The organism is Paenibacillus sp. Soil522 (assembly GCF_001428245.1).
Taxonomy (GTDB): Bacteria; Bacillota; Bacilli; order Paenibacillales; family Paenibacillaceae; genus Pristimantibacillus.
The window spans coordinates 159144-174327 of the sequence record NZ_LMRV01000055.1 but is presented as its reverse complement, the minus strand read 5'-3'; the positions used below and the strand labels follow the sequence as shown (position 1 = coordinate 174327).

The window sequence follows — 15184 nt, the reverse complement described above, 5'->3', positions numbered from 1 at the left end:
AAAAAGGCAGTCTCGAAATTAAGCGAAATTAAGTATGCCAACCGCCGTTAGGGCTGATGATTTGCCCCGTAATGTAGGATGACTCCGGCAGCGCCAGAAAATAAACAAGCGAAGCGATTTCATCAGTGGAGCCGAATCGTCCGACTGGAATTTCCTGCTGCATCGCAGCCTTCTCCTCCGCATTAAACCCGTCCATCATTTCCGTGTCAACAGCTCCTGGGGCAACGGCGTTGACGGTAACGCCCGTCGGCGCCAGCTCCTTCGCCAGCGCCTTCGTAAAAGCGTTCATGCCGCCCTTGGTTGTAGAATAAAGCACTTCGCAGGATGCTCCCGACATTCCCCAAATAGAAGAAACATTAATAATTCGGCCATAACGCTGTGCAATCATATTAGGCATAAATAGCTGCGAGCAAAGAAACATTCCCTTCAGGTTAACGGCCATCACTTCATCCCATTCTTCCTCCGACACATCCATCAGCATGCCGTAGTGCGAGATACCGCCATTGTTAACCAATATATCCGGAAGCATGTTATGGCTCTCCAGCTTCTCCCGCATCCGCTCGAGCTGCTCCTTCGAGCGTAAATCCGCAGAGATTGTTAATACGTTTGCCCCAAGAGCCATGCACGTACGTGCCGTCTCGTTAGCCGTTTCATGCGATTGCAAATAATGTATGACGATATTTAAACCCTCAGCCGCAAATCGTTTGGCAATGGCTGCCCCGATACCGCGGCCTCCCCCGGTAATAAGCACCGTCATTTGCTGGAGCGTCTTCATTTTGACGGCTGTTCCACAATCGATACTGCAAGCTGGTCAAAATCGAAATGCTCGCGCAGCCGCTCGTTTACCTCGTCAAGCGTACATTTTTCATAGAAATCGAGCACATCGAACATATCGCTGTCACGGAACCGATATTTCGTAAATTCGCCGGCAATCGCTTCTGGGGAGTTTAGCATGCGTAAATATCCGCCGATTTTTTTTCGTTTGGATCTCTCGAACGCGGTTGGTTCGATTCCTCTGGCCAATAGTCCTTCTACAGACGTTCGTATTTGCTTGATGAGCTCATCCGGGTTAGGAGTATCGCCGCCAATAACCGAGAAGGCATAGCCGGTGCTCGAATTGTATTCGTGTCCGAAGGAATCCGAGATCAGATCATTTTCATAAAGCTGTTGATAAAGCTTGGAGCTAGGACCAATTAGAGCCTCCAACATCAGCTTCGTCGTCACTTCTTGACGAAGTAGGGCTTCGCCGCTTAGACCCGTCTTCTTTTCTTTTAAGCCGAGCATGCACTTAGGCAATGACACAGGCAGCTCCGTCACCTTGCGTTTAATCTTTACGGATTCAGGCTCCTTCTCAAAAAAACGCTCTATCGGACCTTGAGGCTCAAACGATTTTCCGTTTTGATTCTCGCGTACAAGCTGAAACACTTCCTCAGCATTTACGCTGCCGACGATAAACAACAGCATATTAGATGGATGATAAAACGTCTCGTAGCAGCGGTAAAGGGTTTCCTTGTCGATTTGTCTGATGGATTCCACCGTACCGGCGATATCGATATGCACCGGATGCTCGTGATAAAGCGCATCAATCAGACCGAAATAAACTCTCCAATCGGCATTGTCACGGTACATATTAATTTCTTGTTCGATAATTCCTTTTTCTTTCTCTACGTTTGTATCCGTAAAATAAGGGTTTTGAACGAAATTGATGAGCGTCTCCAAGTTCTTGTTAATTTGCTCCGTCGCCGAAAACAAATAAACCGTTCTGTCGAAGCTCGTAAACGCATTCGCTGACGCTCCCTGAGATGCAAATACGGCAAAAATGTCGCCCGTAGGCTCTTCGAACATTTTATGCTCCAAGAAATGGGCTATGCCGTCAGGCACTTTCGCCGGAGGCTGATTGCCGACCGAAAACCGGTTGTCGACCGAGCCATATTTCGTGGAAAATGTCGCATAGGTTTTATTAAAGCCTTCCTTCGGCAGCACGATAACCTCAAGACCGTTATCAAGAACTTCCCGATATAACGTTTCCTGCACGTTTGGATAGCTAAGGGTTTGCATTCGTTATGCCTCCTTTCGATCACGCAAAAAGTAAATCGTATCCAGCTGCACGCGAGCCGCAACCTTTACGATATCCTCAGCGGTAACCGCCTGAACCTGCTCAAGCAGCTGCTCTGCGCTTCGCTGCTTCCCGGTAAGTACGCTATTGAAATCATAGGCGATCATCTCATAGGCGGAATCCTGAAGCTCACGGAGGTGATTAGAAATCATCGCCTTCGTTTGATTCAGCTCCAGCTCCGAAAGCTGGCCTTGGCGCATGCTTTCAAGCTGCTCCTTAATAATGACAACCGCACGGTCGTAATTCGCAAACTCTATGCCGGATTGAATCGTGCAAAGACCTTTATGACCGTCAAGCCGTGATGAGGCATAATACGCTAAGCTTTCCTTCTCGCGCACGTTCAAAAAAAGCTTCGAATGAGGGTATCCGCCCAAAATGCCGTTATACATCAAAACAGCCGGATAAGCGTCATCTTCATAGCCTACTCCGGTACGAAGACCCAAATTCAGCTTGCCCTGACTAACCTCCATTCGCTCCGTAACGGTTTTCACTTCTTTAACAGGATGCTGCACATTTGGAACCGAATAAACAGATGGCGCGCCTTCCTTTAGCTTAAAGGCTTTCGTTACGAGCTCAGTAACTTCCTCCAGCGTCGTATCGCCAACTACATATAAATCAAGCGCGGCGTTATCCAACCACTGCTCGTAATTTGCATACAACGACGAAGGTGTGATCGCATCGATGTCTGCCAGCTTGCCAAGCGGATGAAGACGGTAAGGCTCATCCGCGCACATCTCTTCCAGGCATCGCTCAGCGGCATACCGTATCTTATCGTTCACGATCGCCTCCAGCCTCTTCTTAAGCGTCGTTTTCTCTGCATCCACATATTTATGGTGGAAACCATTATTGTCTAACAACGGATCGGTAAGCACATCTCCCAGGAAGCGAAGCGATTCTGCAAGGAGCGGAGTGTTCGACGAAACAAATTCATCATTTATGACATCCATGCGGAATTGAACGATTTGGGAATCGCCTCTTTTATACACGTCGAAACCAAAGCCTGCTCCATATAAATCATCCAGCTTCTCACGGAAAGCGATTGTTTCCGGCAAATTCGCTGTGCCTCTTCTCAGAACGAACGGGATAAGCGCAACCGGAGTTACCGTTGCTTCATCAAGAGTAAGTCCCGCAAATAAGGAAATAGCAAACGTTTTAAATCGTTTTGTAGGCAGCACATGCAGACGAATACGCTGCAGCTGCCCTCTTTCGAATTGGGCCACTCGGTTTGCTCCTTTCATCGGTGCGTTATAGAGTAAATCTATTCCATTTGACAATTCACTATACCATTCTAACCTATAGGAAATGGAAGAAGCAACCACTGCTGCGCTAGGCAGTAATGGCTGCTTCCTTTCGTGAAATCCTTATAGTTACATACAGAAAATATGCTTGCCGATCGTTTTGATTTGCGTCCGGGTCCAGATCCATTTCGAGGTAGCCGTTTCCGGATTAAAATAGTAGAGGCAGCCGCCGCTTGGGTCCCAGCCATTAATGGCATCCTCGACCGCCTCTTTAGCCTTTTCATTCGGCGTCAACCAAATTTGCCCGTCAGCAACCGCAGTGAAAGCGCCCGGTTGGAAGATTACGCCGTAAATCGTATTCGGAAAGCTTTGCGATTTCAAACGGTTAATAATAACAGCTGCAACTGCTACTTGCCCCTCGTAAGGCTCACCGCGCGCTTCGCCGTAAACGGCGTTGGCCATCATCTGCAAATCATTATCCGTCAAGCCGAGCCGGTTGGACTTCGCAATTGACGTTTTCTTGCCTTTCGAGCTAGCGGTTTCTTTCCCGCCGGCACCTGCTTTCGAGTCTGAAGGAGCTGCTGACGGCTTCCAGCTTTTCGTAGCCTCCCAAAGCTTAAGCTTTGTTTTTGCTGCGACAACGCCGTCCGATTTCATGCCGAACTTCCATTGGAACCACGTTACCGCGTTTTTAGTGCTTTGACCAAACTTCCCGTCTACTTCACCTTTGAAATAACCGAGATGCTTGAGCCGTCCTTGCAATTCATAGACGTCCTGACCGGAGGAACCTACCGTCAAAGTAGCGTTGCTGAACGTTTCCGCTGTTTCGTTATGCTCTCCGCGCAGTAATGAAATGGACCCGAACAGCAACAGCACGATAATCGAGGTCATCAAAATCAAACGATTTCTCATGATGGGATCTGCCTTTCTCTTGCAAGTTAGTTCGCTTAAGGTAGCGTTACCTAACTTTAGTATGAGAAATTGATCCCTCTTCTATGCATGAAGATCCTCTTCCTGCAATGAGCGGAAATTAGGAGCTGACTCGGCCAGCTTGAAATTCGTCCAACGTAATAAGCACTTCCCGCGGCTTGCTTCCCTCATATGGACCGACAATGGAGCGAGCCTCCATTTGGTCGATCAGCCTTGCAGCTCTAGTATAACCGATCCTCATTCGGCGCTGCAGTAAGGAAACCGACGCTTGCTTCGCTTCCAAAATAATTTGTACCGCTTGATCGTAAAGCTCATCGAGCACCTCATTGGATTCGGATGATTCTTCTTCAACCTCAGGCACAAGATCTGTTTTATATTCCGCTTCGGCTTGGCCGCGAGCATAATTAACGAGCGTTTCCACTTCCTGATCCGATAGAAAGGCGCCTTGCACCCTTATCGGCTTAGACATTCCTACAGGTAAGAACAGCATATCGCCGCGGCCAAGCAGCTTCTCAGCTCCAACCATATCAAGAATGGTTCGCGAGTCGACTTGAGAAGATACGCCGAATGCGATACGCGACGGGATGTTCGCTTTGATAACACCTGTAATAACATCGACTGACGGCCGTTGAGTCGCAATGATGAGATGAATTCCGGCAGCCCGCGCCATTTGGGCAAGTCTTGCGATCGAATCCTCTACGTCATTCGCGGCAACCATCATTAAATCCGCAAGCTCGTCCACAATAACAACGATATATGGAAGAACTGCAGCCGGATTATCCGCCATTAAATTGTTATACCCTTCAATGTTACGCGTCGCAGATTTAGAAAATAGCTCGTAGCGGCTCTCCATCTCTACAACAATCTTCTTCAAGGCGAGTGAAGCCCGCTTAGGATTCGTAACGACAGGAGCAAGCAAATGCGGTATTCCATTGTACACATTCAATTCAACCATCTTCGGGTCAATCATGAGAAATTTCACTTCGTCCGGTGCAGCTTTATACAAAATACTTGTAATAATACCGTTAATACAAACCGATTTACCTGATCCTGTAGCGCCTGCAACGAGTAAATGGGGCATTTTTGCTAAATTGCCCACAATCGTCTGACCGGAAATGTCACGACCGAATGCGATTGATAATTTAGACGATGCATTTTGGAAAGTCGCCGTCTCCATTACCTCGCGCATCGTGACGACGGATACTTCCATGTTCGGCACTTCTATTCCGATCGCCGATTTACCTGGTATCGGCGCTTCCATACGGATGTCCTTGGCAGCTAACGCAAGAGCGATATCATCCGTAAGTCCTACGATACGGCTAACTTTAACTCCTGTTGCCGGCTGAACCTCATAGCGCGTAACCGCGGGACCTCTTACGACATCAAGCACTTTAGCCCGCACGCCAAAACTTTCAAGCGTTGCCTCGAGCTTTCTTCGCGAGTCATACATATCGGATGCATCAGCACTTTTGCCAAGTAAATTCGGCTTCGTAAGCAGCGAAAACGGAGGCAGCAAATATGGCTTTGTTATATTTGCCTCTTCCAGAGCAATTTGGTGTTTAGGTGCGCTCTGCATGACACTTTCCTCATTTACTATGGCTTCCGAGGCTTCGGAGCCAACATTAGATCGCATTTCCGAATCCTGTAAAGCCGGATCCTCCTCCTGGTCATCCTCCTCCTCCTCATCCAGCACGGAATCGGTATGTTCCTGAACAGGCCATGACTCGTTCCATTCTTCCCCGCTAGGTCCAGCAGACAACTCATGATCGATAATGATGCCTGTCCCAGCCTCTTCCCATGGTATGACACCATCCCGCACAGGCTCAGCATTCCTTACTTCCGTATGTAGATCCTCGCCTGACTTCTCCCATGGCGGTTCCATATCATTTTGCCAAGCCGGATTATTGTTTTCATGTGCATTCGGGCCATTTGGCTCGAATACCCATTCGTCCTGCTCATCATCCTCATTGCCCGGTTCCTCGGTATCACGATCCTGTCTCCAAGAGAAAAACAAGGATCTCCTCCTCCTTGGCGGAGACACGACATAGCCTTCATGATCGTCATCGATCGTCTCATCATCGTCCATATCCGTCGGTCCTGCATTTGCATTAGCCACCGCAGTTGAAACACGCCGTGATGATCTTGTCGCCCATTTGGCCGCCAGTAATCTGAACATTCGAGTAGCTCTGGCGGTCACCAATCTTCCTAATTCCACATACGACTTACCCGTCATCAGCATTATGGAAATAGCGAACATGACGAACATAATTAACTTTGCACCGTAGTAACCAAATAAGGAGAAAAATAATGAATATTGAATCGCGCCGACGTAACCGCCGCTAATTTCTTTGCTTCTAATCGGTAAATCGTTCTCTGCCGGTACGCTTATTAGAGATAATTGCAAATCACTGCTTAGCTGCCTGAATATCATCGTACCTGTCAAATCAACCGTTGGGGTCAGTTTCTGGTCAATTTCCGATATGGAGCTCATCAGAGTAAAAGCGAGTACCAGAATAAAAAAGCCAGTCCGCTTATTCGTCCAGCCTTTTGGCCAAGCTCGTTTAATCATGACTGTCAATCCGACAACTATGCCAATTATAGCAAGCACGAAATAAAACTTGCCGAGCACAAGTCCAAATAGCTTGGATAACGAGCGCCCGACAGCTGCTTCTCCAGAAAGAGCTATAATGGAGATCGTAATGAGCAAAATGCCATATACTTCATATTTTAAGTTTGTGCCGATTGATTTTTTTCGTCTCTTTTTCTTTGCCACATTCGTCACCTCTGGTAAAAGATTATACCATAGGTGGACAAATGTTCCTATGAGACATTCGTACGAACGTATGTTTGCTATTTATTGGTAATGGACGATCGTGCCAGGTGTTAAATTCGGATTTAAGTAATCATCTAAGCTGCATTCTAGAAGACGCACAATTTTACCCATTCCTGGCGCAACAGGCATGACCTGCATCTTAACGCCTTTTGACCATATCTCTTGCAGCTGTTCCATTTCGTCATGAAAGCCTTCCAATACCACTTCAAGGGGCATATTTGTATATATTGTCATACACTTTTCACCTCGACTTTTCCAATCTTAGCAGCTTCAATCCGTCGATTTAATTCTTTAAGCGCTTCTCCCAAGCCGCCCACCGCATCAATTAGCCCATGCTTCACCGCATCCGAGCCAATGACCGTTGTACCGATATCGCGGGTAAGCTCACCGGTTTTGAACATCAGCTCTTTAAAGGTGTGCTCCGTTACATTGGAGTGCGATATGACAAAACGGACGACACGTTCCTGCATTTTATCCAAATATTCGAAGGTTTGCGGTACGCCGATCACGAGTCCGTTTAACCTAATCGGATGTATCGTCATCGTCGCCGTTTCTGCAATAAACGACATATCGCCTGCTACTGCAATCGGAACGCCGATGGAATGTCCACCGCCAAGCACAAGCGTTACGGTAGGCTTGGATAGGGATGAAATCATTTCAGCAATCGCCAGTCCCGCTTCGACATCGCCGCCTACCGTATTAAGTACGATAAAAATGCCTTCAATTTTATGATTTTGCTCTGCTGCCACTAATTGCGGAATCAAATGCTCGTACTTAGTCGTTTTATTTTGCGGGGGCAAGACGAGATGCCCTTCCACTTGTCCAATAATCGTCATACAAAAAATATTTGACTCTGTTTGTGCGGGAATAGCAGTCTGGCCGAGCTGCTGAATCGTTTCGACAACAGCACTCGCCTTTTTTTTCTCATCCACATTTGGTTCGGTCTGTTCTGCTGCTATGTCCATCTGTGATTGCCAATTCATGTGCAATCCCCCTCTTATGAATTAATGCTTGTCATAGTATGGGGTCTAATGTCGAATTTATTCAAATTGAAGCAGCGATTACATACAACATAAAAAAAAAGAGAATCGCTTGCGTCCGCCGCGGCAAATGCGGATTGGACAAGCGATTCTCTTCATTGTTCAACTATTGAATTATACTTCCATAATAATTGGCAAAATCATTGGGCGGCGGCGAGTCTGCTCGTACAAAAAGCGGCCAAGCGCGTCCTTCACATTCGTTTTAAGCGATGCCCATTCATTCACCTTATCATTCATCAGTCGTGTAAGCGTTGAAGTAACGATGCGATTAGCTTCATCAAGAAGACCTTCGGATTCGCGAACATAAACGAAACCGCGAGAAATAATATCCGGGCCTGACAAAATCGCTCCATCCTGCTTGCTCAATGTAACCACGACAACCAAAATGCCGTCTTGCGACAACAGCTTACGGTCACGCAGTACAATATTACCGACATCGCCAACACCCAAACCATCAATTAATACATTGCCGGCTTGTACTTTCGAGCCTTTACGGCCGTTTCCGTTCTGGAATTCGACAGTATCGCCGTTATCGATGACAAAAATGTTTTCACGATCGATGCCGATCGCTTCTCCAAGCTTTGCATGCTGGCGAAGCATCCGGTATTCACCGTGGATAGGAATGAAATATTTAGGCTTAATCAGGTTAAGCATAAGCTTCAATTCTTCTTGGCTGCCGTGACCGGATACGTGAACGCCTGAGACCGAACCATTGCCGTAAATAACATTTGCGCCCAAACGGAATAATTCATCAACCGTACGACCAACATAACGTTCGTTGCCTGGAATCGGCGTTGCGGCGATAATAACCGTATCTCCAGGTAAAATATCCACCTTGCGGTGTGTTGAACGAGCCATGCGCGTAAGCGCCGACATTGGCTCGCCTTGACTGCCTGTACATAAAATGACAACCCGATCAGCTGCCAATTTATTAACTTCCTCCGGTTCGATAATCATACCTTCTGGAATGTTCAAGTAACCAAGATCGGAAGCGATGCCAACAACGTTTACCATGCTGCGGCCTACAACAGCGATTTTGCGGCGGGTAGCGATTGCAGCATTAATAATTTGTTGAATCCGGTGTACATTGGATGCGAAGGTAGCAACGACTACGCGCTGTAATGATTTCCGGAAAATATCTTCTAGATTGTCGCCGACCTGGGCTTCAGACGGCGTATATCCTGGACGCTCAGCATTCGTGCTGTCCGACAATAGCGCCAAAACGCCACGTTTACCAATTTCAGCGATACGCTGTAAATCAGCGAATTGCTCGTTAACCGGTGTATGGTCGAATTTGAAGTCACCCGTATGAACGACTGTGCCTTCCGGCGTATCCAAGCTAACGCCAACGGAATCAGGAATACTGTGATTCGTTCTGAAGAAGGAAGCACGGATAGTGCCTAATTGAATTTCGCTGTCTGCATTGATGAGAATACGCTTCGTTTCTCCTAGCAAGCCTGCTTCCTTCAGTTTACCTTCGATCAGTCCGAGTGTAAGTTTAGTTGCATATAATGGAACATTTAGGCTCTTTAGTACATACGGCAAGCCGCCGATGTGATCCTCATGTCCATGCGTAATAATTATTCCGCGAACTTTATCGCGATTTTCCGTTAGATACGAGATATCCGGAATTACAATATCGATTCCGAGCATGTCCTCTTCTGGAAACTTCAAGCCTGAGTCAACAACAACAATGTCATTGTTATACTGGATGACGTACATATTTTTACCGATCTCGCCTACTCCGCCTAATGCAAATATAAGCAGTTTATCCTGGTTGTTCTTCTTAGACAAGTGTATCTTTCCTCCTTAAAATTTTGCGAAGCATACTTGCTTCGTAATCCTCTTATTAAATTTTGCGAAGCTAGAACGCTTCGTAAGTATTGTCTTAATATGGAAAAGTACGAGTTTGCTACGTACTTTTCCATTTGTGTTGTGACGCCGAACCTTTTTTATACTTATGTGCTGTTATCGTCAGATGCCGCTCTGACGTTAAGTTCATTTCCAAATATTTGCCGCACCCAGTCACTTGAAATCATTATACATGAAGAAAAAGATGGAATACAAGTGAAACCCGATATTGCTATTATTCATTATGCTTCCCAAAAAAATAAAACCGATGCTGGATGCACCGGCTGCAGTCAACGATAGCGTCTATTTATACGATCAAATTGCGTAAAAATGCGGCTTCTGATTCGTTCACTGTTACTAGTGGTAGCCTTACACCGCCGACCGGGAAACCTTTCAAACCAAGTGCAAATTTGACTGCGACTGGATTAGGTACCGGATGCGGGCAATAGAACAGGCCTTTGAAAATCGGATGTAAAAGCCCATTAATACGAGCTGCTTCCTGCACGTTGCCACTAATATAAGCTTTAATTAGCTCATTCATCTGTGCTCCGACAATATGGCTTGCTACGCTGATAATACCGTATCCGCCAACGGCCAACGCTGGCAGAGTTGCGCCATCATCTCCGCTGTATACTTTAAAATCAGCGGGAGCTCCGCTAATAATTTGCGTTAATTGATCGGTTGATGCGCAATCCTTCGTTGCCACAATATTTTCGATTTGCGCTAAGCGAAGCGTCGTTTCTGCGGAAAGGTTCACACCAGTGCGGCCTTCCACGTTATACAATATGATAGGCAGAGCTGTAGCTTCCGCAACAGCCTTAAAGTGCTGATAAAGTCCTTCTTGGCTAGGACGGTTATAATAAGGAGCGACAAGCAGGATGCCGTCTACACCAGCCGCTTCCGCATCTTTCGTCAAATGGATGGAATGGGCTGTGTTGTTGCTCCCTGTACCGGCAATAATTTTGCAACGACCATTCGCATGCTTGACAGCAAATCGGAACAGCTCCAGCTTCTCTTCATCGGACAGCGTCGGCGATTCGCCAGTAGTGCCTGAAACGACAAGACTATCGCTTTGCTGCTCCTCAATTAAATAATCAATCAGTCGGCCGGTCGTTTGCCAATCAATATGACCGTCCGCATCGAATGGGGTTACCATCGCGGTAATTAGCCTTCCAAATTCCATCTGAATTCCTCCCAAAAGTATTGCTCTCTATCGATGAAGCTCGAACTTCGCGTGGAGAGAACGTAATGCCTCTGCCATATCCGCTTCACGAACGAGCACCCAAATCGTTGTATTAGAATCAGCTGATTGCATGATGGAAATCCCCTGTTCCGTCAGCGCTTCCACGATGCGCGCCATAACGCCAGGCTCTCCATTCATTCCGCCGCCAATTACGGATACCTTTGCACAGCCATTTATTGCTGAAGGCGCGAAACCGCCATCCTTCAACACATTAACTGCACGTTCAGCATCATGGTCATATACCGTATAAATTGCACCGCTAGGCGTTACATTTATAAAGTCAACACTAATATGATGTTTTGCCATCGATTGAAACACCTGCAGCTGCACATCATTGCGGCCTTCGATAGCCTTAACCGTTATTTGTGTAATTCCGGATACATGCGCAATTCCCGTGACATGCCGATCCTTAACATTGAGTTCTGCTTTTAGCTCGGCTGAGTCGGTTACAAGCGTACCCGTCTCGTTCGAAAAGGTAGATCGTACCCGCAGCGGTATGCGTGCCTGCTGGGCAATCTCTACGGCACGCGGATGAATAACCTTCGCGCCTTGCCTTGCCATGTTACATATTTCAGCATAGCTTACGACAGACAATGGCTTTGCCTCTTCAACTATGCGAGGATCTGCTGTCAAGATTCCGTTTACGTCTGTATAGATGTCGACCATTTCGGCTCGCAGCGCTGCACCGAGCGCAGTTGCAGATGTATCACTGCCACCGCGTCCGAGCGTAGTCGTGTCGCCTTGTGCCGTGCTGCCTTGAAAGCCGGTTACAATAACGACCTTTCCTGCCCCTAAATGACCTAATACCTTATCCGGATGAATTTGTTTAATTCGGGCTTGCCCATACTGTTCGTCAGTAATTATGCCCGCCTGTCCGCCGGTTAAAACGACGGATGGAATGCCGCTTGCGATGAGTAAACTGCATAAAGCGGCTGCGGAAATAATTTCCCCGCAGCCTAGCAGCATATCCCGCTCCCGCATCGGAAGCTTGTCGCCATTATTACGAATGAGCTGCAGCAAAGTATCCGTTGCATAAGGATCACCCTTGCGGCCCATGGCCGATACAACAACGACAACAGCCAAGCCGTTACTGCGTTCTCTACTAATGTGATGGATAACGTGTTCTCTGGCATGATCGGTAGATAATGAGGTGCCCCCGAATTTTTGGATCAGGATGCGCATAATGATTATCCTCCGTAATCGATCCCGAGAAGAAGCAGCCTAGCGTATTACCCAGTACTTAATAAATTAACCCTTTGCGATATGTTCAGCGATTTGAACAGCATTCCATGCTGCGCCTTTGAGCAGGTTATCGGATACGATCCACATATTAAGTCCGCGGTCAGACCCTAGATCGCGTCTCAAGCGACCAACAAATACATCCGGCTTACCGGCAGCGTCAGTCGCAAGAGGGTACTGCTGGTTAGCAGGATCGTCAACGAGCGTAATGCCCGGTGCATCTGCTAGCAGCTGTTTAACCTCTTCTAAATCGTAGTCGTTTTTGAGTTCAACATATAAGGATTCCGAGTGACCGTAAACGACAGGAATACGCACGCATGTGGCCGTAACCTGGATGGATTCGTCACCCATAATTTTTTTCGTTTCGCGAACCATTTTCATTTCTTCGAGCGTGTAGCCATTCTCTTGAAATTTATCGATTTGCGGAACCGCATTGAATGCGATTTGATGCTTAACCGGCAAAGCTCCTACCGGCAAAATATCCGGGTTTACAGCTTCGCCATTGAGTGCAGCCTGCGTTTGACGCAGCATTTCGTCAATTGCACGGCTTCCGGCACCTGAAACGGCTTGATAAGTGGAAACGATGATACGGGAAATGCCATAGCGGTCTTGAAGCGGCTTAAGCGCAGCTACCATTTGGATTGTCGAACAATTCGGGTTTGCGATAATGCCATTATGCTCGCTAACCTTCTCGATATTCACCTCAGGAACGACAAGCGGAGTGTTCTCATCCATACGGTATGCATTCGTGTTATCGATACATACTGCACCATGCTCTACCGCATGCGGAGCCAACGCTTTAGTAACGTCGCCGCCAGCGCTGAACAAAGCAATTTCAATACCTTTGAAGCTATCCGGCGTTGCTTCTTCTACCGTCAGCTCTTGACCTTTGAAATTAATCTTGGTGCCTGCTGAACGAGCAGACGATAATAGCTTAAGGTTCTGAATCGGGAAGTTTCTTGACTCTAGTAATTTTATTATTTGTTCCCCTACTGCGCCTGTTGCTCCTACTACAGCAACATTAAACAATTTCTGATTCGACATTTGTTGTCGTCTCCCCTCTATACATGTGTCATTAGTGCCGTTCGACAAGCAGAGGCTGCAGCTGTTTTCCCGCAAGGGCGGCTTCGCATGCTTCCAAGACCAAATCCATTCTGGCAACAAGTGAATTAGGCTTCTGCACAGGGTTATCTTGGCCGAACGGTACGAAATAAATATGTTTAGCCACTAGCAGCTTCGCTATGTTAGCGGCATTTAAACCGAGTCCATCATTTGTTGAAATGGCAAGCACAATCGGACGTCCATTGCGCATTTGCGCCTTGGCAGCCATGAGCACAGCGCTGTCTGTTATCGCATTTGCTAGTCTGCTCGTCGTGTTGCCTGTGCAAGGCGCGATAACGAGAACGTCCAGCAGCTTAGAAGGACCAAGCGGCTCCGCCTGCACGATCGTAGATATCAGTTCATTTCCAGTAATTGCTTTAAGCTGCGCCTGCCAATCCTCGGACTTTCCGAATCTCGTGTCCGTGGTCATAAGCGTATTCGATACGATCGGCACCACATTCGCGCCTGCATCGACGAACCGTTTAATCTCAGGCATAACCTCAGCAAATGTACAGTGCGAGCCAGACAAAGCATAACCCACTGTTATTCCAGACCAGTTCATATCCCATTCCCCCGCTTAATCGTATCTTCCAAAATCAACTGTGATAAGCAATCCGCCATGATACGTCCAGCTGTTTTGGGTGCGACGATACCGGGTAGTCCGGGTGCGAGCATCGCTTTAATTCCCCGCTTCTCCGCAAAGCGGAAATCAGTGCCGCCAGGCTTCGATGCAAGGTCGATTATTACGGCCCGCGAAGGTAAATTTGCGATAATTTGCGCTGTGACTATCATAGTCGGAATTGTATTAAAAAGCAAGTCAATATTGCTTACATGCTGCAACAAACCACTGATGTAGAAAGGCTCAAAGCCCATTTCCGAAGCTCTTGCAAACTGCTCCGATCGACGTACGCCAACCTTCACCTTCGATCCTAAACCTTGAAGTGTGCGAGCCATCGTAAATCCGGTTCTGCCAAATCCGAGTACCATGGATGATGCACCGTGAATGGTAATATCGGTATTCTGAATCGCCATCATCAATGCGCCTTCCGCAGTCGGTATGGAATTGTATATCGCGACATCATCACGGTCAAACAGCTCAATTAATGATAAATTGTGCTGCTCGCACAGCTGGCGTAAATATGGTTTGGCCATTCCCGTATACACCGTGCAGTGCTTAGGCAGCTTTGCAAAATGGCTATCAGTCAGCTGCATTTGACGATCGCTGAAAACAGCATGAATCAAGCCTTGGTCATCTGTGCCTACCGCGGGCAGCAGAAGCGCGTCGACGCCTTCGAACAGCTGTTCTTCGAACTCTGCTTGAACGGCTCCGTCCAGCGACGAATGTAAGCCGTCAAAGCCTGAGACGGTGACGGCAGCATCAAGCTCTGTCAGCTTGCGTATGACCTCGAGCTGTCTTGCATCACCGCCAAGCAGCAGCACTTGAACGCCTGTTAGCATTAAGCTTCACTCCTTTCTTGCTACTAGATCTAGATCATCTTATGCTTGCGCCCAGAGCGGGGTGAAAAATAAAAAAAAGATCAGGCAAATGACCTGATCTTTTTTTAAAAAAAGTTATATGTTTATTCAATGCAG

Annotated in this window: 13 protein-coding genes; all 13 read right to left on the bottom strand. The window is 47.3% G+C overall.

Going from position 1 to position 15184, the window contains the following annotated elements; all coding sequences use genetic code 11:
* Positions 1–28: 28 nt before the first annotated feature.
* Positions 29–775, bottom strand: a complete 747-nt coding sequence (gene ymfI, locus ASG81_RS18455; protein WP_056637287.1) for an elongation factor P 5-aminopentanone reductase — start codon at positions 773–775, stop codon at positions 29–31.
* Positions 772–2058, bottom strand: a complete 1287-nt coding sequence (gene yfmH / locus ASG81_RS18450) for an EF-P 5-aminopentanol modification-associated protein YfmH (RefSeq protein ID WP_056637283.1) — start codon at positions 2056–2058, stop codon at positions 772–774. Before yfmH ends, ymfI begins: the two co-directional genes overlap by 4 nt.
* Positions 2059–2061: 3 nt before the next feature.
* Positions 2062–3354, bottom strand: a complete 1293-nt coding sequence (gene yfmF / locus ASG81_RS18445) for an EF-P 5-aminopentanol modification-associated protein YfmF (RefSeq protein ID WP_056637282.1) — start codon at positions 3352–3354, stop codon at positions 2062–2064.
* Positions 3355–3483: 129 nt separating this feature from the next.
* Positions 3484–4266 carry a spore cortex-lytic enzyme gene (gene sleB, locus ASG81_RS18440; protein WP_056637279.1) on the bottom strand — a complete coding sequence of 261 codons (783 nt, stop codon included), beginning with the start codon at positions 4264–4266 and terminating at the stop codon, positions 3484–3486.
* 118 nt (positions 4267–4384) lie between these two features.
* On the bottom strand, positions 4385–7057 hold the full coding sequence (locus tag ASG81_RS18435) for an FtsK/SpoIIIE family DNA translocase (protein ID WP_056637276.1): 2673 nt from the start codon (positions 7055–7057) through the stop codon (positions 4385–4387).
* Positions 7058–7138: 81 nt separating this feature from the next.
* The gene (locus ASG81_RS18430; protein WP_056637273.1) at positions 7139–7351 is read right to left on the bottom strand and encodes a YlzJ-like family protein; all 213 of its coding nucleotides are present in this window, start codon (positions 7349–7351) and stop codon (positions 7139–7141) included.
* A complete protein-coding gene (locus ASG81_RS18425) occupies positions 7348–8082 on the bottom strand; it encodes a ClpP family protease (protein WP_081417427.1) in 735 nt (244 codons plus the stop codon). The genes ASG81_RS18430 and ASG81_RS18425 overlap by 4 nt, the downstream gene beginning before the upstream one ends.
* Before the next feature lie 189 nt (positions 8083–8271).
* The gene (locus ASG81_RS18420) at positions 8272–9951 is read right to left on the bottom strand and encodes a ribonuclease J (protein ID WP_056637270.1); all 1680 of its coding nucleotides are present in this window, start codon (positions 9949–9951) and stop codon (positions 8272–8274) included.
* Between the two features lie 364 nt (positions 9952–10315).
* Entirely contained in the window at positions 10316–11191 is an 876-nt protein-coding gene (gene dapA, locus ASG81_RS18415; protein WP_056637267.1) for a 4-hydroxy-tetrahydrodipicolinate synthase, read from the bottom strand.
* Positions 11192–11218: 27 nt separating this feature from the next.
* Complete coding sequence (gene dapG, locus ASG81_RS18410) at positions 11219–12433, bottom strand: aspartate kinase (protein ID WP_056637262.1); 1215 nt, start codon at positions 12431–12433, stop codon at positions 11219–11221.
* 66 nt (positions 12434–12499) lie between these two features.
* Positions 12500–13534 (bottom strand): aspartate-semialdehyde dehydrogenase, encoded by a 1035-nt coding sequence (gene asd, locus ASG81_RS18405; RefSeq protein ID WP_056637258.1) that lies wholly within the window; start codon positions 13532–13534, stop codon positions 12500–12502.
* A 31-nt stretch (positions 13535–13565) separates the two neighbouring features.
* On the bottom strand, positions 13566–14153 hold the full coding sequence (locus tag ASG81_RS18400; protein ID WP_056637256.1) for a dipicolinate synthase subunit B: 588 nt from the start codon (positions 14151–14153) through the stop codon (positions 13566–13568).
* On the bottom strand, positions 14150–15049 hold the full coding sequence (gene dpsA / locus ASG81_RS18395) for a dipicolinate synthase subunit DpsA (protein WP_056637254.1): 900 nt from the start codon (positions 15047–15049) through the stop codon (positions 14150–14152). Before dpsA ends, ASG81_RS18400 begins: the two co-directional genes overlap by 4 nt.
* Positions 15050–15184: the final 135 nt, after the last annotated feature.